The sequence below is a fragment of the Saccharopolyspora erythraea NRRL 2338 genome (assembly GCF_000062885.1).
Taxonomy (GTDB): domain Bacteria; phylum Actinomycetota; class Actinomycetes; order Mycobacteriales; family Pseudonocardiaceae; genus Saccharopolyspora_D; species Saccharopolyspora_D erythraea.
This window is the reverse complement of the sequence record NC_009142.1, coordinates 2,243,791-2,263,976: the sequence shown is the minus strand read 5'-3', so window position 1 is coordinate 2,263,976 and position 20,186 is coordinate 2,243,791. Positions and strand designations below refer to the sequence as shown.

Below are 20,186 nucleotides of genomic sequence, written 5' to 3'. Positions count from 1 at the left end.
GTGTTCCGCGACGGGAGGATCCGCGCCGGTGCCGCTGGTGAAAGCCGCACCGCAGGGTGTCCGCCGGGCCCGCGTTGTACGCTATCAATGCGTGCGGGTCAATCGTCCGGGTGGTGTGGTGGTACTCGCCCCCCTGCGAACGAAGACCAACTTGACCTGGTGACGCTCGCGAGCGAACATTACTCTCCGTATCGATCTGAACTTGCCTCCTCGGCATCCGGTATCGGCTGACGGGGCGAATGAAACGGAGAAACGCCACATGGGCGACTACGCCAAGGCGCTGGGCGGCAAGCTCCGCGCTATCCGCCAGCAGCAAGGTCTCTCGCTGCACGGCGTCGAGCAGAAGTCAGGCGGGCGGTGGAAGGCCGTGGTCGTCGGGTCCTATGAACGTGGCGACCGCGCGGTGACCGTGCAGAAGCTGGCCGAGCTGGCCGACTTCTACGGGGTCCCGGTCGCGGAGCTGCTCCCGGAGGGCCGGGTGCCTTCCGGCGCCGAGCCCGCCACCAAAGTCGTGATCAACCTGGAGCGGCTGCAACAGCTCCCGGCCGAGAAGGTGGGCCCGCTGGCCCGCTACGCGGCCACCATCCAGAGCCAGCGCGGCGACTACAACGGCAAGGTGCTGTCCATCCGCACCGAGGACCTGCGATCCCTGGCCATCATCTACGACATGACGCCCGGAGAGCTCACCGAGCAGCTAATCGACTGGGGCGTGCTTCCGCCCGAAGCGCGCCCGGCCCGGGAGGAGTGACGAACAACGGCGGAGGCCCACCCGATCGGGTGGGCCTCCGCCGTTGTGTCACCGTTCGCTCCCGTCGGCGCGGGAGCGGGCCTTGATGCCGCGTTCCTCCCCCGGGTCAGCCTCCGGCCATCCCGCTCGGCGGGCCTGGTCGGCCGACCCGCTCGCCGAGCCTGGTAGCGGGGCGGCGCGCCCGTCCGCGGCTACTCGGCGCCGGGGTTCGCGCCGCGCAGCGTGCTGCGCAGGCGGTCGCCGATGCCGGCGATGCGCCCGAGCACGCCGTTGACGAAGCGCGGCGAGTCGTCGGTGGACAGCGCCTTGACCAGCTCGACCGCCTCGTCGATGGCCACCGCCGGGGGCACGTCGTCGCTGCGCCACAGCAGCTCGTAGAGCCCCAGCCGCAGCACCGCGCGGTCCACCGCGGGCATCCGCGCCAGGGTCCAGCCCTCGGCGTGCTCCACGAGCAGCTCGTCGATGCGCTGCCGGTTCGCGGTGACGCCCTCGACCAGGGTCACCGTGTACTCGTTGACCGGCGGCAGGTCCGGAGAGCCGACCCGCCCGGAGAGCAGCGTGACCGCGTCCTCCCCGCGCAGGTCGGCCTCGTAGAGCACGTCCACCGCGCGTTTGCGGGCCTTGTTGCGTGCGCCCACCTCACACCCACTTCCCGGCAGTGCCGCGCCTCGCGCGGGCGCCGCCGACGGGGCCGACAGGGGCCGTCACTTGGTGCTGACGCGGCCGAGGTAACGGCCGTCGCGCGGGTCGACCTTCACCTTGTCGCCGGTGTTGAGGAACAGCGGGACCTGGATCTCGGCGCCGGTCTCCAGGGTGGCGGGCTTGGTACCTCCGGTGGAGCGGTCGCCCTGCACACCCGGGTCGGTGTGCTGGATGTCGAGCTCGACCGAGGCGGGCAGCTCCACGTACAGCGGGTTGTCATCGTGGCGGGCGACCACGACCTGGCTGTTCTCGAGCATGTAGTCGGCCGCGTCGCCGACGACCGAGGCGGCCACGCCGACCTGGTCGTAGGTGTCGGGGTCCATGAAGACGTAGTCGGTGCCGTCGTTGTAGAGGTAGGTCATCTCGCGGCGGTCGACGTTGGCGGTGTCGACCTTCACGCCCGCGTTGAAGGTCTTGTCCACAACCTTGCCCGAGAGCACGTTCTTCAGGGTGGTGCGCACGAAAGCGCCGCCCTTGCCGGGCTTGACGTGCTGGAAGTTCACGACGGACCAGAGCTGGCCGTCGAGGTTGAGCACCAGTCCGTTCTTCAGATCGTTCGTGGAAGCCACGTTCGGGGTCTCTCCTGTGGTGATGGCTGCGGTGTTTCTCATCGGCGCGTTGGCGTGCCGCCGACGCGGGGCGCACGTCGCGCTCAGACGGCGATGAGCTCCTTCGTCGTCAAGGTGAGGAGCTCCGGCGTGCCAGGACGCACGACCAGTGTGTCCTCGATGCGGACGCCGCCACGCTCCGGCAGGTAGACGCCGGGCTCGACGGTGACCGCCATTCCGGCGGCGATTCTACCGTCTCCCCGCTGGGACAACGCCGGTGCCTCGTGGATCTCCAGGCCCACGCCGTGTCCCAGGCCGTGCAGGAACCGGTCGCCGTAGCCGGCCTCCTCGATCACCGCGCGGGCGGCGGTGTCGACCTCGCGGACGTCGGCGTCGACGGCCACCGCGTCCCGGCCCGCGGTCTGGGCGGCGAGCACGAGCTGGTAGATCTCCTGCTGCCACTCGGCGGGCCTGCCCAGCACCAGCGTCCGGGTCATGTCGGAGTGGTAGCCGTCGACCAGCGCGCCGAAGTCGATCTTGACGAAGTCGCCGGGGGCCAGCACCGCGTCGGTGGGCCGGTGGTGGGGCACCGCGGAGTTGGCGCCCGCGGCGACGATGGTGTCGAACGACGGCCCGGCGGCGCCGTGGTCGAGCATGCGGCCGTCGAGCTCGCGGGCGACCTCCAGCTCGGTGCGACCCGGCCGCAGACCGCCGTGCTCGATGAGGTCGGCCAGCGCCCGGTCGGCGGCCGCGCAGGCCATCCGCAGCGCCTCGACCTCGGCCTCGTCCTTGATCAGCCGCAGCCGCTCGACCAGCCCCGGGGCGCGCACCAGCTCGGCCGCTCCCGCGGCATCGGCCAGCTCGTCACGGCCGTCGACGGTCACGTGGTGGCTCTCGAAGCCGGTCCGGCGGTGGGCGCCGGCGGCGGCGGCGATCCGCTCGGCCAGCGCCAGCGCGCTCGCCCGCTCGATGACCTGCTCCAGGTCGGGGACCTCGGCGGCGGCCTGGGTCAGGTACCTGCCGTCGGTGCAGAAGACGGTGCGGGTCTCCGCACCGGGCTCGTCCGCTGCGTGCACCACCAGGGCGGCGTTGGAACCGGTGAACCCGGTGAGGTAGCGGACGTTGAGCAGGTCGGTCACCAGCATCGCGTCCAGCTCGCGTTCGCGGAGGCCGGTGCGCAGGTCGTGGCGTCGACGGGCGTGCGTTTCGGACATGGAACGCAGCCTAACGGCTGGACGCGCCCGCCGACCGTGGTCGAAGGGCTCTCGGCGCAAAGCCGCCAACCGCTGGTCGCGGCGTCCCGGATCGCGGCCGTGCGGCATCGTCGGTGGGCACGGCTAACCTGCGGCGCATGCGGACGGAGTTGTCCTGGACGGTGGTGCGCGGCCCGGTCGGCGAGGTGACCGCGGTGGCCGGCGAAGCCGGACTGGTGCAGGTGTGCTTCGGGGGACCGGACCAGGTGCTGCCGCACTACGGCGAGGCCGAGCCGGCCGAGGCCGGGGAGCCCGCCCTGCGGGCGGGTGCCCAGCTCGAGGAGTACTTCGCGGGCCGGCGGCGCGCGTTCGACCTGCCCGTCGACTGGTCGAACATCGAGGGTCTGCGGCTGCAGGTGCTGCGGACCCTGCACGAGCAGGTCCCCTTCGGACGGACGCTGAGCTACCGGGAGCTGGCGGGGCTCGCGGGGCGCCCGGAGGCGGCCCGCGCGGTCGGGACCATCATGGGCAGCAACCCGGTGCCGATCGTGGTGCCCTGCCACCGGGTGGTGGCCAGCGGCGGCGGGCTGGGCGGATTCGGACCCGGCCTGGAGGCCAAGCGCAGGCTGCTGGTGCTGGAGGGCGCGCTCGACGCGACGCTGCTCGAGCTCGGCATGCTGGCCTGAGGCCGGCGCATCGGTAGCGGCGCGCGGCGTCACCGCCCCGTGGCCGCCCGTTCCCGGTCCGGCTCGGAAGGCGGGGCGGGCCTGGCCTTCCGGACCGACAGCGAGAACGCCGTTGCGAGCAGGCACAGCAGTCCCGCGCCGTACCAGGCGGCGGCGTAGTCGCCGAACTGGTCGCGGACCACCCCGGCGATGCTCGCGATGGCGGCCGCGCCGATCTGGTGCGAGGCGAACACCCATCCGAAGACGACCGAGGCGCGCTCGCCGAAGTGCTCGCGGCACAGCGCCATCGTCGGCGGCACGGTGGCGATCCAGTCCAGGCCGTAGAAGACCACGAACAGCACCATCTGCGCTCCCGGCGTGGGCGCGAAGAGCTGCGGCAGGACGAACAGCGACGCACCGCGCAGGGTGTAGTAGACGGCCAGCAGGATCCGCGGGTTGAACCGGTCGGTCAGCCAGCCGGAGAGCACCGTGCCCGCCACGTCGAACACGCCGATCACCGCGAGCAGGCCCGCGGCCGTGGTCTGCGGCATGCCGTGGTCGTGCGCCGCCGGCACGAAGTGGGTGTTGACCAGACCGTTCGTGCTCGCCCCGCAGATCGCGAACGCGGCCGCCAGCAGCCAGAAGGCGGGCGTGCGCGCCGCGTCGCGCAGCGCGGTGAGCGCGGCGGCCGCGGCGTTGCCGGTGCGCGGTTCGGGCAGCGGTTCGCTCGCCCCGTAGGCCAGCACGCCCACGTCGGCGGGGCGGTCGCGCAGCAGGAGCCAGACCAGCGGCACGATGGCCAGCGCCGCGGCGGTGACCAGCAGGGAGGCCGAGCGCCAGCCGTAGGCCCCGGCCAGGTGGGCCACCAGCGGCAGGAAGACCAGCTGGCCGGTGGCGCTTGCCGCGGTCAGCACCCCGCTGACCAGGCCGCGCCGGGCGACGAACCAGCGGTCGACCACCGTGGAGACGAACGCCAGCGCCATCGACCCGGTGCCCAGCCCGACCAGCAGACCCCAGCAGAGCACCAGCTGCCAGCTCGCGGTCATGAACACGGTGAGCCCGCTGCCCGCCGCGACGAGCAGCAGCGCGCACACCGTCACGACCCGGATGCCGAAGCGCGCCATCAACGCCGCGGCGAACGGGGCGGTCAGGCCGTAGAGGAGGAGGTTGAGCGACACCGCCAGCGAGATCGTGCTGTGCGGCCAGCCGAACTCGTGGTGCAGCGGGTTCATGAGCACACCCGGCACCGAGCGGAACGCGGCCGCTCCCAGCAAGGCGACGAACGCGACCGCGGCGACCCACCACGCGGGGTGGAAGCGCCGCTGCCGCACCACTTCAGGGGACGTTTCGATCACGTCCAACACCTTCGGCGACGGCGGTCGGCGCTGACGAGTGGCCGGGTGGCCAATATGTGGCAGGATCTTGCCATGGCTGCCGAGTCGCGCACCGCCGCCCACCGCGTGCTGGTGCTGGGCGTGTCCGAGGTCGTCGGCTTCGACCTGACGATCCCCTCGCAGATCCTGTCCAAGGCCGCGGGCCCCGACGGCGAAAAGCTCTACGACGTGCGCGTCGGCAGCCTCGACGGCGGCCCCATCCGCACCTCCTCGGGCTACTCGGTGCTGCCCGAGGTCGACCTGGAGTTCCTGGCTGAACCGGACACCCTCATCGTGCCCGGCACCTACGTGGCCGGGCCCTGCACCGACGGCACCCTGCCCGCCGACCTCGCCGGCTACTTCGCGGCGCTGCCCGAGAGCACGCGCGTCATGTCGATCTGCACCGGCGCCTACGTGCTGGCCGCCGCCGGGCTGCTCGCCGGTCGTCCCGCGACCACGCACTGGGCCCACGTGGAGCACTTCCGCACCCTCTACCCCGCCGTCGACCTGCACCCGGACGTGCTGTTCGTCGACGACGGCGACGTGCTGACCTCGGCGGGCGTGGCCGCCGGGATCGACCTGTGCCTGCACGTCATCCGCCGCGACCACGGCAGCGAGGTCGCCAACCGGGCCGCGCGCCGCAGCGTCGTGCCGCCGTGGCGCGAGGGCGGGCAGTCGCAGTTCATCGAGCGCCCGCTGCCCGAGGCCACCGGCGACGGCACCGCCGCGGCGCGCGAGTGGATGCTCGAGCGGCTCGCCGAGCCACTGACCCTCGCGGCCATGGCCGAGCGGGCCGGGATGAGCGTGCGCACCTTCGCCAGGAAGTTCCGCGCCGAGACCGGGTGCAGCCCGCTGGACTGGCTGCTCCAGCAGCGCGTCGAGCACGCCCGGGAGCTGCTGGAGTCCACGGACCTGGCCGTCGACCGGGTCGCCGAGCAGTCCGGCCTGGGTAGCGGATCCTCCCTGCGCGCGCACCTGCGGCGGAAGCTGGGCACCACGCCGATGGCCTACCGGCGGACCTTCCGCACCAGGACCGAGGACGGCCGGACCGAGGAGATTCGGGCCTAGGAGACCGGGTCGGCCCGCCGCACCGGCGAGGCGTCGACGAACCACTCCCGGCCGAGCAGCAGCGCGAACACCGGCAGCGGGAGCCGGAGCAGCATCCGCAGGAGCGGCGAGAGACGCCCGGTGCCGTGCACCTGCGACCGGTGGGCGGCCAGGGCGGCGCGCTTCTGGCGCGCGAAGCGCCGCACGTCGATCCGGTGCGTGATCGCCGCGCGCGGGCTGTAGGCGTGGTCCAGCGCGGCGGGGTCGAAGCGCACCGGCAGCCGCAGCAGGCGCGCGAGTCCCAGCAGCCGGGCGACGCCGTCGCGCGGCATCGTCGCCTCCAGCACGCGCGGTACACCGGCCAGCTCCGCGGCGAGCTTGCCTACCTCGTGCACCTTCACGTGGTCGCGGTGGCCGTAGCCGCCGTTGCCGTCGTAGCTCAGCAGCATCCGCACCTCCTCCTCCCGCAGAACGGCGGCCAGCCGCTCGGCGGCCTCGGACGTGCTCGCCCGCACGAACCGCGTCCGCCCCGGCGGGTCGGGGAACAGCACCTCGCCGTGCCCGCTGTCGGCGTAGCCGAGGTGCACGACGCGCGCCACGCCGAGGGCCCGCGCACTCGCCCGCAGCTCGTCCAGGCGGCTCGGCACGCGCTCGGTGTCCGCGTGCACGACACCGTCGGTCGCGACCGCGACGACCACCCGGTGCCCCTCGGCGGCGGCGCGGGCGAGCGTGCCGCCGGTCATGAACACCTCGTCGTCGGGGTGGGCGTGCAACGCCAGCACAGTCGCCATGGATCTCGGTCCTCCCGCGGCTCGTCTCCGGTTCCCGGATCGTCCCCGTTCCCGGGCCACCCTGGTACGACCGGCCCGCCCCTGGATCGCCGGGCCCATCCTCGATCGCCGGACCGGTGAACCACCCTCCGCTGGCGGAAAATCGCCCCTCTCGCACGGTTTTCACCGAGTTGCCGCGAGATTCCAGGGACTGCCGGAACGCGGCGCCCTCGGCACCACGCGGACCCGGGTGTACGGGCTGTCCGTGAAGTCTGTTGACGGGCTCGGCTGATCCGCGCACCGGTCTGGGGCGGATCGGAGCATTGTCGATCGATGAGAGCGCTCTCACGATGTACCCACCGACGGGTCCGCCGTCGGGGAAGGGAGCCAGCATGATCAGCCGGAGAGCTTTCCTCGGCGGGATGTCCGCCGCCGCCCTCGCTGTGCCCGTCCTGGGTTCACCAGCCCTCGCCTCGCCCCTGACCACCGCACGCCGCCGCGCCGCGCCGACGCTGCCGCTGACGATCGTCAACAGCAGCGGCAACTTCGACAACGCCTCGGTCTCGGTTTACATCGTCGGCGTCAACCTCGACACCGGTGAGCACGCCCGCGTGACCCCGGACGGGCAGCTGCTCGCGGTCTCGCCGTCGGACAACGGCTCCGACGGCTACGCCGACTACGCGATCCCGTTGCAGGGCAGCGGCGACACCACGCTCACGCTGCCGAACATGTCCGGCCGCATCTACTTCGCGCTGGGCGACAAGCTCAAGTTCAAGGTGGTCACCGACGGCGCGGGCAAACCCGCGCTGCAGTACCCGGCGGGCTGGGTGTCAAGCGACGCCAACTACCGCGTCCTGCACGACACCGTCGAGTTCACCTTCAAGTCCGACGGCATGTACTGCAACACCACGATGGTCGACATGTTCAGCGTGCCGCTCTCCATCGAGCTCCAGGGCGCGCAACAGCAGAAGACCGGCACCCTGGTCGCGGGCGGCCGGGAGAAGATCCTCGCCGGTGTCGGCGAGAACCCCGACTTCGGCGGGCTGCGCCAGGAGGACATGCGGGTGATCGCGCCCGGGCACGCGCTGGACCTGGGCGCCTTCCCGGACACCTACTACGACTCCTACATCGACGAGGTGTGGAGCAAGTACCAGTCGACGCAGCTCAAGGTGAACACCGGCGACGGCCGGGTCTTCACCGGCCAGGTCTCCGGCGACGCGTTCACCTTCGACGGCGGGGTGCAGCCGATCGGCCGCCCGAGCACCCGCGACGTGCTGTTCTGCGACGGCGCGCTCGCCGCGCCCAACGACGGGGTCACCGGGCCGGTCGCGGCCATCCTGGGAGCGGCGTTCAACCGCTCGACGCTGCTGGACGCCACCGACCAGCCGGGCACCGACCCGGCCGCGTTCTACCGGCACCAGGTGACCAACCACTACTCGAAGGTCATGCACGCCAACACCGAGGACGGCAAGGCCTACGGGTTCGCCTTCGACGACGTGGCGAACTTCGCCTCCTACATCCAGGACGGCGCGCCCACGGCGATCAAGGTCACCCTCACCCCGTGGTGAGCGTCCGCGTGGGGCTCCCGACCGCGCCCGGGGGCCTCACCGGCCGCTCGCGGCGTCCCACTCCTGCTGGGAAACCTCCCGCAGTCGCGAGCCGTTGGCCTCGACTGCCTCGACCGGGACCGTCCACAGTCGACCCAGGGAGTCGAGCAGCCCGACTTCGCCGTCCGGTGCGCGCAGCGCGGGCGCCTGCGCCGGGATCGTGGCGACGACAGGCAGGTCGTCCAGCGCGGGCACCCTCTCCCCGAGCACTCCCCTGGCGATCTTCTCGGCCACCGACCTCCGCTCGACGCGGATCTTGCCGCCGTCGCGCACGATGTCCACGGTGCGCGTCGGGGAAGGAACGCCGAACCCGTCGAGCACGGCGCGCGCTCGGCGGGGCGACTCGCACGCGTCGAGGTCCACCACGTCCAGCCCGAAACGGCGGATGTCGGTCGGCGCCGGGTTCAGCGCCGTGGCGCGCAGGACGTCCACGGGTACGACTCCGCACGGGTCCGTAGTGGACACCGGCGCGCGACCGCCAGGGTCGCGCACCAGACCGGGACCTTCCTGCCACACACCGGGAATGATCAGCGGCCGGTACGGGTGGCGGCTGAAGTCGCGGTCCCAGAACGTGACCGTGGTACCCGCCGCCGTCTGGTGGGCGATGGCGAAGGCGTCCAGTGCCTCGACCCACATCCAGTCCGCGCTGAACGCGTCCACCACCGACCGCGCCCGGCTGCCGCGGGTCGCCGAGGCCGGCTGGAATCCCCGGTCGGTCAGCGCCTGCACCCGGTCGCTGAACGTGGCGTCCTTGGCACGCAGCACGAACTGACCCGCGCCGTTCCAGCCCGCGCCCGCGGCGGTGGTGTCGGTGAACATCAGATAGAACCAGCCGTCCAGGAACAGCGCCGAGGGCTGTCCCGCCCCGTAGACGTTGGCGCGGACGACCTCGCCGGAGGCCGTCACCACGGGCCTGCCGCCCGACTCGCGCCGCCAGGACATGCCGTCGGCGCTGCTGGCCACCCCGATGGCGTTGCCGTGGGCGTGGTCGCCCGCCGCGCCCGTGTAGTACAGGTAGTAGCGGCCACCTGCCCGCACCACCGACGGGTCGCAGGTGTGCATCGCGTCGAACCCGCCCGGCTGCCCGGCGAACACCGGCACGGCCGGCGCACCGCCGTCGGCGGTGAACGGGGTGCCGAGGTCGGCGGAGGCCGCGTGCAGCACGTCGTCGCCCGCCGGGCCGACGCCCGGGAGCTGGCTGCACCACCACGCCCGGTACCGGCCTTCCTCGGCCACCACGGTCGGGCCGTAGTTGTACGGGGCGGGCTGCCCGCCGGCCAGCACCACTGCGGCGCTCTCCCTGGCGGCCGAGGTGGTCAGCGTCGCGCTTGGCGGCGGGGTCGGCGACGTCGGGTCGTCCAGCGGCCCCGGCGCTCCCTCCACAGTGGTGCAAGATGCGAGCAGTGCGGTCGCGGACAGCGCGAGCAGCGAACTGCGGAGCCGGTTCCCGCGCCCACGCGCTGAAGCCCGTTCGATCATGGCGCGGACACCGACCTCCCCCGGAGAAGACCCCGCCGCCCCGCGAGCGGCGACGTCTGAACCGGACCAGTTTAGGAGATCAGCGGATTCCGGGCGCCGCGGACGGGTTTTTCCGTCCACAGCGCGGGATTCGCGCCGCAACGGGAACGCACTCGGGCGCGCCGGAGCACCGCGCCTGGAACCGCCCCCGGGCGCCCGACGGCGCCGGGGTGCGTCAAACGCTCTCTTCGGCCAGCCAGCGCAGCGCCAGCGCGTACCCGCGCACACCGAGGCCGACCACGACGCCCGTCGCGATGTCGGAGAGGTAGCTGCGAGCCCGGAACTCCTCCCGCTTGTGCACGTTGGAGATGTGCACCTCGATCAGCGGGGCCTCGACCTGGGACGCGGCGTCGCGCACCGCGACGGAGTAGTGCGTCCAGGCGGCCGCGTTGAGCACCACCGGCAGGCCGTGGTCGGCGGCCTCGTGCAGCCAGCCCACCATCTCGCCCTCGTGGTCGGTCTGGCGGACCTCGACGTCGATGCCCAGCTCCTTGGCCGTGCCCTCGCACAGCGAGACCAGATCCGCGTAGGTCGTGCTGCCGTAGACGGCGGGCTCGCGCTTGCCGAGCCTGCCCAGGTTCGGGCCGTTGAGAACCAGCACCTTCACAGCAGAACCCCCGATCCGCCGGACTTCTGCTCCGGGGCACCGGTCAGCGCCGAGTACGCCGCCGCGATCAGCGACGGGTCCGGGCCTTCCAGCCTGCCCGGCTTGGCCAGCCCGTCGAGCACGACGAAGCGGAGCACGCCGGACCGGGTCTTCTTGTCCACGCGCATGCCCTCCAGCAGCTGGGCGAGGGCGTCGGGGTCGTAGGTGGTCGGCAGCCCGAGCAGGTCGAGCACCTTCTTGTGGCGGTCGGCGGTCTCGTCGTCGAGCCTGCCCGCCAGCCGCGCCAGCTCGGCGGCGAAGACCAGGCCGACGCTCACCGCCGCGCCGTGGCGCCAGCGGTAGCGCTCGCGCCGCTCGATGGCGTGGGCCAGGGTGTGGCCGTAGTTGAGGACCTCGCGCAGGTGCGACTCGCGCAGGTCCGAGGCGACCACGTCGGCCTTGACCTGGATGGCGCGCCGCACGAGCTCGGCGATCACCTCGCCCGCCGGGTCCAGCGCCCCCTGCGGATCGGCCTCGACCAGCCGCAGGATCTCCGGGTCGGCGATGAAGCCGGCCTTGACGACCTCGGCCATCCCGGCGACCAGCTCGTTGCGCGGCAGGCCCTCCAGGGTCGCCAGGTCGACCAGCACCGCCGACGGCTCGTGGAAGACGCCGACCAGGTTCTTGCCCGCGTCGGTGTTGATGCCCGCCTTGCCGCCGATCGCGGCGTCGACCATGCCCAGCAGCGTGGTCGGCACGTGCACCACCCGGACGCCGCGCATCCAGGTGCCCGCGACGAAACCGGCCACGTCGGTGACCGCGCCGCCGCCGAAGGAGACCACCACGCCGTCGCGGTCGAGTCCGATCTTGCCGAGGACCTCCCAGCAGAACCCGGCCACCGCCAGGCTCTTGCCGTCCTCGGCGTCGGGCACCTCGACCCGGTGCGCGTCCAGGCCCGCCGCGGCGAGCTCGTCGCGCACGGTCTCGACGGTGGTGGTGATGCTGGGCTGGTGCACCAGCGCCACCACCGAGGCGTCGCGCAGCATGTCGACCAGCTCGCCCAGCAGGCCGCGGCCGACCACGACGTCGTAGGGCGCCTGGCTCTCGACCCTGATGCGCACGGGTTCGGTCATCCTCGGCTCTCTCCCCATCTCTGCAAGATCGTTTCGGCTGGAATTATTCACGACCGGCGGCGCGGTCGGCGGTGACCCGCTCGACGATCCGGTCGACCAGCGCGTCCGGCTCGACGCCGTCGGTGGCCAGCTCCCAGGTCGCCACCTCCCGGTAGAGCGGCAGGCGGGCGTCCAGCAGCGCCTTGAACGTCGCGCGCGGGTTCACGCCCGCCAGCAGCGGCCGTGCGGTGGAAAGCCCGGTGCGGCGGGCGCCCTCGGCCAAGCCCACCGACAGGAAGACCACCGGCTGCTCGGCCAGCAGCGCGCGGGTGCGCTCGGAGAGCACCGAACCGCCGCCGAGGGAGAGCACGCCGTCGTGCTCGGCCAGCGCGGCGGCCACCGCGCGCTCCTCCATGGCGCGGAACACCGGCTCGCCGTCGCCGGTGAAGATCTCGGCGATCGGCTTGCCCGCCACGCGCACCACGTCGTCGTCGGTGTCGCGGAAGGCCACGCCGAGCCGCTCGGCCAGCAGCCGTCCGACCGTCGTCTTGCCGGCCCCGGGCGGGCCGACGACCACCGCGCACGGGCTCATCAGCGCACCTGCCGCTTCTCGGCGCGCTCCCGCAGCCCGGCCAGGTAGCCCTCGACGTTGCGGCGGGTCTCCGGCAGCGAGTCGCCGCCGAACTTCTCCAGCACGGCCTCGGCCAGCACCAGCGCCACCATCGTCTCGGCGACCACGGCCGCGCGGGGCACGGCGGTGATGTCGGAGCGCTGGTGCATCGCCTGCGCGGGCTCGCCGGTGACGACGTCCACCGTGGCCAGCGCGCGGGGCAGGCTGGAGATGGGCTTCTTGGCGGCGCGCACGACCAGCGGCTCGCCGTTGGTGATGCCGCCTTCCAGACCGCCCGCGCGGTTGCTGCCGCGGCGCACCCAGCGCTCGCCCTCTGCCGGGTAGATCTCGTCGTGGGCGGCGCTGCCGCGCCGGTGGGCGTTGGCGAAGCCCTCGCCGATCTCCACGCCCTTGATCGCCTGGATGCTCATCAGCGCGCCCGCCAGCCGGGCGTCGAGCTTGCGGTCCCAGTGCACGTGCGAGCCGATGCCCGGCGGCAGGCCGTAGGCGATGACCTCGACGACGCCGCCGAGGGTGTCGCCGTCCTTCTTGGCCGCGTCGACCTCGGCCATCATCCGCTCGGTCGCGGCGTCGCCGAAGGCGCGCACGGGGTTGTCGTCGATGGCCTTGAGGTCGTCCGGGCCGGGCAGGTGGTCCGATTCCGCGCTGACGCCGCCGAGGCTGACGACGTGGCTGAGGATCTCGACACCGAGCAGCTGGCGCAGGAAGTGCCGTGCGACCGTGCCCACCGCGACCCGCGCGGCGGTCTCGCGCGCGCTGGCGCGCTCCAGCACCGGGCGCGACTCCTCGAAGCCGTACTTCTGCATGCCGGCCAGGTCGGCGTGGCCGGGGCGCGGGCGGGTGAGCGGCTCGTTGCGGGCCAGCGAGGCGAGCACGTCGGGGTCCACCGGGTCGGCGGCCATGACCTGCTCCCACTTGGGCCACTCGGTGTTGGCGATGCGCACCGCGACCGGGCCGCCCTGGGTGCGGCCGTGCCGCACGCCGCCGATGATCTCCAGCTCGTCGGCCTCGAAGTTCATCCGGGGGCTGCGACCGAAGCCGAGCTTGCGGCGCTCCAGCTCGGCGGCGATGTCGGCGGTGGTCACCTCGACCCCGGCGACCATTCCCTCCAGCACCGCGACCAGGGCGGGGCCGTGCGATTCTCCAGCGGTCATCCAGCGCAGCACACCTGTAGATCCTGCCACGATAGGTGCAGGCCGGACGCTTCCGGGTGCTGCATCCGGCGGATCCACGGCTCACCAGGCACCCGCGGTGACCTCCGGACCGCCGAACGCCGCCGGGAAGGCCGCGACCAGCCACGCGGGTAGCAGCATCGCCGGGCCGTGCGCGACCGCGGCGCCCCGGGACCGGGCCGCCACCACCAGCGTCAGCCCCGCCGCCACGGCGACGCAGCCCAGCACGGCGGGAACCGACACCGCGCCCACCACGGCGCCCAGGCTCCCGGCCAGCTTCACGTCCCCCGGCCCGATCGACGCCGGCGAGAGGACGCGCACGCCCAGGTAGAGACCGGCGAAGAGGACCAGCCCGGTGAGGCCGCCGAGCAGCAGACCCGGGTCCGCCGCCCCCAGCAGCAGCGCGGCCACCGGGTAGGCGGTGAGGGTGAGCACGTCGGGGAGGCGGCGTGCGATCAGGTCGCACGCGGTGAGCAGGACCGCGAGCCACCCCAGCCACAGCGGCACCGGCACCCACCACGGCGGCATCCAGCCGCAGGAGACCGAGAGCCCCACCACCGACCACAGCACCGCGACCGCGAGACCGCACGCGAACCTCGGCACCACCACGCCCCTGCGCAGCGAACGCAGCAGCATCCCGCCCAACCCACCGGCGACGGCACCCGCCGTCCCGGCCACCACAGACCAGGTCACCGGCGAAGGATCGGCCGGACGCCCGCCCGACGGCGGGACGCCGGCGCTGAAAACCCGCGTGTCGTGCGGCAGACCCGCGACTCGTGCGACGCGCTTTCCCGCGCGCTGCGAGGCCGGCGACGCGCCGTGGAGTCCTTCGGGCCGCTACGGCAACCCGAAGGACTCCAGGGCGGACTCGCTCAGCCGCTGACGGCGAACAGCGCGTCGCCGGCCTCGACGCGGCCGTCCTCGCGCAGGTCGCTGAGCGCCTCCGGCGCGACGTCGAGCGCCACGACCGGGCACACCGAGGAGTAGCCGTGCGACTCGACCTCGGTCGGGTTCCAGGTCACGATGCGCTGCCCCGCCTCGACCACGTCGCCCTTGGCCACGTGCAGCGTGAAGCCCTCGCCCTTGAGCTTGACCGTGTCGATGCCCAGGTGGACCAGGACCGCCGTGCCGCCCGGCGCGGCGACGACGAACGCGTGCGGGTGCAGCGTCGCGACCGTCCCGGCGATCGGGGCGACGGCGTCGGCGCTGCCCGGCTCGGGCTTCACCGCCACACCGGGACCGACCATCGCCTGCGAGAACACCGGGTCCGGGACCTCGCTGATCGGGGCCGCCAGCCCCGGGACCGGGCTGCCCACCTCGATGCTCACAACAGGTCCTCGATGTCCTCGGCCAGCGAGTCGGCCTCCGGGCCGACGACCACCTGCACGATCGAGCCCTGGCGCATCACGCCGTGCGCGCCCGCGGCCTTCAGCCCCGCCTCGTCGACCTTCGCCCCGTCGCTGACCTCGCAGCGCAGCCGCGTGATGCACGGCTCGATCTCCACCACGTTGCTCCCGCCGCCCAGTGCGGCCAGGATCGCGGCGGCCTTGTCAGCAGCCACCCCGAGCTCCCTTCGTCGTCAGCCGGTGCGCGACCCGCGCCCGGCCCGCGGTCCAGACGATCTTGCGCCACCGGATGTCGATGCGGCAACGAAAACCACACCGCCTTGACACCCGCACGCGGACCGCGCAATCTTCGCATCCAACTGGTTTAGACCGGACAGTACCAACCGGAGATCGGGACTGAACAGCAGCAGAGCGAGCGAGATCGACGCCGACCTCGGATCATCGTCGGGGAGCCCGCGCACGGCAGTCCCACAGGAGGCAGCGTGGCCGCACAGCGCACGGTGGATCCCGGCGGGACCACCGCAGGCGAACAGCGTCGTCAGGAGGTGCACCTCGCCTCCGGCGCGCTGCGCGACGGGCCGCTGCCCAAGCACGTGCAGCTCCGGGAGATCCTGCGCGAGCTCGCCTCCGGCGAGCTGCTGCCCGGCTCGCCGGTGCCCTCGGAACGGGAGCTGGCCACCCGCTACGGCGTCTCCCGGCTGACCGTGCGCGAGGCCGTCGGGCAGCTGGTCGCCGACGGCCTGCTGGTGCGGGTGCGCGGCAAGGGCACCTTCACCACCCGGCCCCGCGTCGACTCCGCCCTGCACCTGGCCTCCTTCAGCGAGGACATGCGCCGCCGCGGGATGCGCCCGGAGACCGTGGTGCTCGACGGCGCCGAGGCGGTGCCGCCGCACGCCACGGCCGAGGCGCTGGGACTGCCCGCCGGGAGCCCGGCCTACTGGCTGTTCCGGCTGCGCAAGGCCGACGGCGCGCCGATGGCCGTCGAGCGCGGCTGGTACCACCCCGAGCTGGTGCCCGGCCTGCTCGGCCAGTGCCTCACCGACTCGCTCTACACGCTGCTCGACCGCGTCTACGGCGTGCGGCTGGAGCACGGCACCCAGACCGTGCTGGCCGAGGGCGCCGACCCGGAGACCGCCCGGCTGCTCGGCGTCCGCCCGGGCAGTCCGGTCCTGGTGTTCCGGCGGGTGTCCACCGCGCAGGGACGGCCCGTGGAGGACATGACTTCCTGGTACCGGGGCGACCTGTACCAGGTGACGATGCGGCTCGACCGCAACCCGGACGACTTGCAAGGCCACGACCGCCTACCAGGAGGTAACCGATGAGTGCCAGCGCCCCACCGGCGTCCGGCAGCAAGGGATTCGCACTGCTGCAAAGACTGGGCCGCAGCCTGATGCTGCCCATCGCGGTCCTGCCCGCGGCGGCGCTGCTGCTGCGCCTGGGCCAGGACGACCTGCTCGGAGCCGTTCCCGGCCTGCAGACGGTCGCCGGCGTCATCGGCGCGGCGGGTGGCGCGCTGTTCGACAACCTGCCGCTGCTGTTCGCCATCGGCGTGGCCATCGGCTTCGCCAAGAAGGCCGACGGCTCGACCGCGCTGTCGGCGGCGGTCGGGTACCTGGTGCTCTCCGGCGTGCTGTGGGAGATCGCCAAGCCCGAGGAGGGCACCGCCTACAACAAGGGCCCCTACGGCGTGCTCGGCGGCATCATCGCCGGTCTCACCGCGGCCTGGCTGTGGCAGCGCTACCACCGCATCAAGCTGCCCGACTACCTCGGCTTCTTCGGCGGACGGCGCTTCGTGCCCATCGTCACCTCGCTGGCGATGCTGGTGGTCGGCGTGGTCATGGGCCTGCTGTTCCCGCTGTTCGACGCGGGGCTGACCGCCTTCAGCGACGCCGTCACAGCCAACGCCGTGATCGGCGGCGGCGTCTACGGCGTGGTCAACCGCCTGCTGCTGCCGTTCGGCCTGCACCACATCCCCAACAACGTGGTCTGGTTCCTGTTCGGCGACTACCACGGCGAGAAGGGCGACATCGCCCGCTTCTTCGGCGGCGACCCGTCCGCGGGCACCTTCATGACCGGCTTCTTCCCGATCTTCATGTTCGCCCTGCCCGCCGCCGCGCTGGCGATCTGGCAGTGCGCGAAGCCCTCGCAGCGCAAGATCGTGGGCGGTGTGATGCTCTCCACCGCGCTCACCGCGTTCCTCACCGGCATCACCGAGCCGCTGGAGTTCTCGTTCATCTTCGTGGCCTGGCCGCTGCTGCTGATCCACGCGGTGCTCACCGGCACGTCGATGGCCCTGGTCAACGCGCTGGACATCCACAGCGGGTTCGGATTCTCCGCCGGTGCGATCGACTACGTGCTCAACTTCGGCATCTCGCAGAAGTCGCTGCTGCTCATCCCGATCGGGCTGGGCTACGCCGTCGTCTACTACTTCCTGTTCCGCTTCATCATCACCAAGTGGAACCTGCGCACCCCCGGACGTGAGGAGGAGGAAGGCGCCGCGGCCACCGAGCAGGCTGCGAGCGGAGACACATCGTCGGCACCCCGGAAGACCACGGATAATGCCGGGAGCGGCACACCCGACCCCGACACCGGCGGTGCCCGCAGCTGAGCCGGCCGCGACCGGCGCGTGAGCCTATTCGAGAACGGAGCATCCATGCCTGAGCGACGGGTCACCGTGGCGAGCAAGGTGGGACTGCACGCGCGTCCGGCTGCCCTGGTGGCCAAGGCCGCCGCCGCGCAGTCGGTCAAGATCACGATCCGCAAGGACGACACCCAGCCGGTGGAGGCGGGCAGCATCCTCGGCCTGATGACGCTGGGCGCGGCGCACGGCGACGAGGTCGTGCTCTCGGCCGAGGGCGAGGGCGCCGAGGCCGCCCTCGACCACCTCGTCCAGCTCGTCGGCTCGGACCTCGACGAGAGCTGAGCCGCCTCCCGCGACCAGCGAGGGCCCCTGCCGGACGCGGGGGTTCTAGCGGTCCTCGCAACACCTGCGACCTGTGGGAGTTGCGAGGACCGTGGCATGTGAGGGTGACCGTGCCGAGCTGAAGCAACGTTTCCTGGACCGGCTTGATGCGGTTGGGAGCGTCACTGTGGCGGCCCGTGAGCTGGGCCTGAACCGGAACACGGCCTTTGGTTGGGCCCGGCAGGCTGGGCGGCGGTCGATTCGAGCGTCGCGTCGACACCCACGGCGCGAGGAGTACGAGCGGTTGCGTTCCGAGGGTGTGGCCCGACGTCGGGCGGCCGAGCGGGTGGGCATCAACGAGCGCACGGCGAAGGACTGGGACTACGGGGTCCGCAAGAGCCGGAACGCGCGGACCTACCCGAACGGGGTTCGTGTCGATTACGCGACGGGCACCAGCACGATCGTCGACGTGAACTCCCCAGCGCCCAAGCTGTCCGCACTGGACAAGCAGTTGCATCCCCGGCTGCTGACCTTGGTGGAGCGGGAGCGGATCCGGGACCTGCGGGCCGAGGGCCACTCACTGCGGGACATCGGGAGCGCGTTGGGGCGCTCAGCCAGCACGATCTTGCGGGAGATCCGCGCGAACTCCACCCACGGCGGCTACCAGCCATATGCGGCCCACCGCGCGGCGGCCGCCCGTCGGCCACGCCCGAAGCAACGCAAGCTGATCGCGCAGGGCCCGTTACGCCAGTTCGTGGCCGATGGCCTGCGCGAGCGCTGGTCACCGGAGCAGATCTGCCACGCTCTAGGCAAGGAGCATCCCGGCGACCAGAGGATGCGAGTGAGCGTGGAGACGATCTACCAGGCGCTGTACTTCCAGGCCCGCGGTGGTCTCAAACGCGAAGTACAGGCCGCGATCCGCACCGGCCGGACCCGCCGCAAGCCACGCCGCAACCCGAACCAGCGCACCGCGCGGTTCATCGACCCGATGGTGATGATCAGCGACCGCCCCGCCGAGGCCGCCGACCGGGCCGTGCCCGGCCACTGGGAGGGAGACTTGATCATTGGCGCTGGCAGCCAGTCCGCGATCGGCACCCTGGTAGAGCGCACCACGCGGTACACCATGCTGGTCCACCTACCGAACGGGCACGACGCCGAAACGGTCCGGGACGGACTCGTAGCGACGATCACAACGCTGCCGAATCACCTCCGTGGCTCGCTGACCTGGGACCAGGGAGCCGAGATGGCCCGCCACAAGCAGTTCACCATGGCCACCGACATGCCGGTCTACTTCTGCGACCCGGCCAGTCCCTGGCAGCGCGGTACCAACGAAAACACCAACGGACTGCTGCGCCAGTACTTCCCCAAGGGCACCGACCTCGGCACTTACGGACCCGAGGACCTCGAGCACGTCGCCCAACAGCTCAACGGGCGACCACGCAAAACGCTCGGCTGGGACTCCCCAGCCGAGCGCCTCGCTATGCTCCTGACCAAAGCCAGTTAATCACCTGTGTTGCGACGACCCCTTGAATCCGCCACGGCAGGGGCCCTCGTGCGTGCGCGGCCGTCCCCGGTGGACCGGCAATGCTCGACAGTTCGCACCGGAACCTTCCATGATCGTGCCGCGTCCCACCCGGGACCCACACCGCAGCGGCCGAGGGGATGGAAGATGGACGACCAGATGTGGGCGCGCGGGGCGTTGTCGGCGGCGCTGGTGGCCGCCCTGTCCGGCTGTGGCGGCTCGGGCGCACCGCTGAACCCGCAGCAGGTGCGGCAGGCCCTCCCCGACGCCGGCGCGCTGCCCGCCGGCTGGTCGGCCGACGGCTCCGACTCCAGGCTCGCCGCCGGCGACGACGCGGTGAACGGCTGCCGGTACGACACCGAGGCCGGTTGCCAAGGTGTCCTGGTCGTGGCGAAGCAGGAGTTGGAGCGGCCAGGAGGCGACTCGGCGACCGTCGGCCTGCAGGCCTTCGGCACCCCGGACGGCGCCGGATCCCGGTATCGGGCGCTGGTGGACTGGCTGGGCGGCAAGGACGAGCTCACCGAGATCGACCTGCCCGCCGTCGGCGACGAGAGCCACGCCTACCAGGACTCCGACGAGACGCGGGTGGTGCTGCGGGTGGGCACCGTCGTCGCCGTCATCACCGACGAGTCCAAGGACACCGAGGTGGCGCAGCGGCTGGCCGCGATGCAGGCCGAACGCATCGAGCAGGTGCAGGGCGGCTCCCCTGCCGACGCCACCTACCGGTGAGGCGAGCGCGCGTCG

22 protein-coding genes are annotated in these 20,186 nt (G+C 72.5%); 9 read left to right on the top strand and 13 right to left on the bottom strand.

Annotation, left to right across the window (positions count from 1 at the left end):
* Positions 1 to 259 precede the first annotated feature (259 nt).
* Positions 260 to 748 (top strand): transcriptional regulator BldD, encoded by a 489-nt coding sequence (bldD, locus tag SACE_RS10165; RefSeq protein ID WP_009943043.1) that lies wholly within the window; start codon positions 260 to 262, stop codon positions 746 to 748.
* Between the two features lie 191 nt (positions 749 to 939).
* Here the strand turns inward: bldD and nusB are convergent, their stop codons facing one another.
* From nusB to SACE_RS10150, 3 genes are all read right to left on the bottom strand, one after another.
* Positions 940 to 1,386, bottom strand: coding sequence for a transcription antitermination factor NusB (gene nusB / locus SACE_RS10160; RefSeq protein ID WP_009943044.1), 447 nt, complete (start codon positions 1,384 to 1,386; stop codon positions 940 to 942).
* 66 nt (positions 1,387 to 1,452) lie between these two features.
* A complete protein-coding gene (efp, locus tag SACE_RS10155; protein WP_009943045.1) occupies positions 1,453 to 2,019 on the bottom strand; it encodes an elongation factor P in 567 nt (188 codons plus the stop codon).
* Between the two features lie 83 nt (positions 2,020 to 2,102).
* Positions 2,103 to 3,212 carry a M24 family metallopeptidase gene (locus SACE_RS10150; protein WP_009943047.1) on the bottom strand — a complete coding sequence of 370 codons (1,110 nt, stop codon included), beginning with the start codon at positions 3,210 to 3,212 and terminating at the stop codon, positions 2,103 to 2,105.
* Positions 3,213 to 3,349: 137 nt separating this feature from the next.
* On the opposite strand from SACE_RS10150, the gene SACE_RS10145 reads away from it, so the two are divergent.
* Positions 3,350 to 3,877, top strand: a complete 528-nt coding sequence (locus SACE_RS10145; protein ID WP_009943048.1) for a methylated-DNA--[protein]-cysteine S-methyltransferase — start codon at positions 3,350 to 3,352, stop codon at positions 3,875 to 3,877.
* 29 nt (positions 3,878 to 3,906) lie between these two features.
* On the opposite strand, the gene SACE_RS10140 is transcribed toward SACE_RS10145, so the two are convergent.
* On the bottom strand, positions 3,907 to 5,220 hold the full coding sequence (locus SACE_RS10140) for an MFS transporter (RefSeq protein WP_011873555.1): 1,314 nt from the start codon (positions 5,218 to 5,220) through the stop codon (positions 3,907 to 3,909).
* Positions 5,221 to 5,283: 63 nt separating this feature from the next.
* Here SACE_RS10140 and SACE_RS10135 point away from each other — a divergent pair, with 63 nt between their 5' ends.
* Entirely contained in the window at positions 5,284 to 6,297 is a 1,014-nt protein-coding gene (locus SACE_RS10135; RefSeq protein WP_009943050.1) for a GlxA family transcriptional regulator, read from the top strand.
* Here SACE_RS10135 and SACE_RS10130 read toward each other — a convergent pair.
* On the bottom strand, positions 6,294 to 7,067 hold the full coding sequence (locus SACE_RS10130) for a PIG-L deacetylase family protein (RefSeq protein WP_009943051.1): 774 nt from the start codon (positions 7,065 to 7,067) through the stop codon (positions 6,294 to 6,296). The two genes, SACE_RS10135 and SACE_RS10130, sit on opposite strands and share 4 nt — an antisense overlap.
* 371 nt (positions 7,068 to 7,438) lie before the next feature.
* On the opposite strand from SACE_RS10130, the gene SACE_RS10125 reads away from it, so the two are divergent.
* Complete coding sequence (locus SACE_RS10125) at positions 7,439 to 8,614, top strand: glycoside hydrolase family 64 protein (RefSeq protein ID WP_011873554.1); 1,176 nt, start codon at positions 7,439 to 7,441, stop codon at positions 8,612 to 8,614.
* Positions 8,615 to 8,650: 36 nt separating this feature from the next.
* Here the strand turns inward: SACE_RS10125 and SACE_RS10120 are convergent, their stop codons facing one another.
* The 8 genes from SACE_RS10120 to SACE_RS10085 form a co-directional block, all read right to left on the bottom strand.
* Complete coding sequence (locus SACE_RS10120) at positions 8,651 to 10,132, bottom strand: glycoside hydrolase family protein (protein WP_009943053.1); 1,482 nt, start codon at positions 10,130 to 10,132, stop codon at positions 8,651 to 8,653.
* A gap of 214 nt (positions 10,133 to 10,346) precedes the next feature.
* Positions 10,347 to 10,778 carry a type II 3-dehydroquinate dehydratase gene (gene aroQ / locus SACE_RS10115; RefSeq protein WP_009943054.1) on the bottom strand — a complete coding sequence of 144 codons (432 nt, stop codon included), beginning with the start codon at positions 10,776 to 10,778 and terminating at the stop codon, positions 10,347 to 10,349.
* Complete coding sequence (gene aroB, locus SACE_RS10110; protein ID WP_009943055.1) at positions 10,775 to 11,890, bottom strand: 3-dehydroquinate synthase; 1,116 nt, start codon at positions 11,888 to 11,890, stop codon at positions 10,775 to 10,777. The genes aroQ and aroB overlap by 4 nt, the downstream gene beginning before the upstream one ends.
* 43 nt (positions 11,891 to 11,933) lie before the next feature.
* Entirely contained in the window at positions 11,934 to 12,461 is a 528-nt protein-coding gene (locus SACE_RS10105) for a shikimate kinase (RefSeq protein WP_009943056.1), read from the bottom strand.
* Positions 12,461 to 13,666, bottom strand: coding sequence for a chorismate synthase (gene aroC, locus SACE_RS10100; protein ID WP_009943057.1), 1,206 nt, complete (start codon positions 13,664 to 13,666; stop codon positions 12,461 to 12,463). The genes SACE_RS10105 and aroC overlap by 1 nt, the downstream gene beginning before the upstream one ends.
* 69 nt (positions 13,667 to 13,735) lie before the next feature.
* Complete coding sequence (locus SACE_RS10095; protein ID WP_231849964.1) at positions 13,736 to 14,365, bottom strand: prepilin peptidase; 630 nt, start codon at positions 14,363 to 14,365, stop codon at positions 13,736 to 13,738.
* A 179-nt stretch (positions 14,366 to 14,544) separates the two neighbouring features.
* The gene (locus tag SACE_RS10090) at positions 14,545 to 15,000 is read right to left on the bottom strand and encodes a PTS sugar transporter subunit IIA (RefSeq protein WP_009943058.1); all 456 of its coding nucleotides are present in this window, start codon (positions 14,998 to 15,000) and stop codon (positions 14,545 to 14,547) included.
* The gene (locus SACE_RS10085; RefSeq protein WP_009943059.1) at positions 14,997 to 15,233 is read right to left on the bottom strand and encodes a PTS sugar transporter subunit IIB; all 237 of its coding nucleotides are present in this window, start codon (positions 15,231 to 15,233) and stop codon (positions 14,997 to 14,999) included. Before SACE_RS10085 ends, SACE_RS10090 begins: the two co-directional genes overlap by 4 nt.
* A 330-nt stretch (positions 15,234 to 15,563) precedes the next feature.
* On the opposite strand from SACE_RS10085, the gene SACE_RS10080 reads away from it, so the two are divergent.
* The 5 genes from SACE_RS10080 (at position 15,564) to SACE_RS10060 (ending at position 20,171) form a co-directional block, all read left to right on the top strand.
* Entirely contained in the window at positions 15,564 to 16,340 is a 777-nt protein-coding gene (locus SACE_RS10080; protein ID WP_029621397.1) for a GntR family transcriptional regulator, read from the top strand.
* Entirely contained in the window at positions 16,337 to 17,626 is a 1,290-nt protein-coding gene (locus SACE_RS10075; RefSeq protein ID WP_009943061.1) for a PTS transporter subunit EIIC, read from the top strand. The genes SACE_RS10080 and SACE_RS10075 overlap by 4 nt, the downstream gene beginning before the upstream one ends.
* 45 nt (positions 17,627 to 17,671) lie before the next feature.
* Positions 17,672 to 17,941 (top strand): HPr family phosphocarrier protein, encoded by a 270-nt coding sequence (locus tag SACE_RS10070; RefSeq protein WP_009943063.1) that lies wholly within the window; start codon positions 17,672 to 17,674, stop codon positions 17,939 to 17,941.
* Between the two features lie 298 nt (positions 17,942 to 18,239).
* A complete protein-coding gene (locus tag SACE_RS10065) occupies positions 18,240 to 19,424 on the top strand; it encodes an IS30 family transposase (RefSeq protein WP_143538303.1) in 1,185 nt (394 codons plus the stop codon).
* A 165-nt stretch (positions 19,425 to 19,589) separates the two neighbouring features.
* Complete coding sequence (locus SACE_RS10060; protein ID WP_009950844.1) at positions 19,590 to 20,171, top strand: hypothetical protein; 582 nt, start codon at positions 19,590 to 19,592, stop codon at positions 20,169 to 20,171.
* Positions 20,172 to 20,186 lie beyond the last annotated feature (15 nt).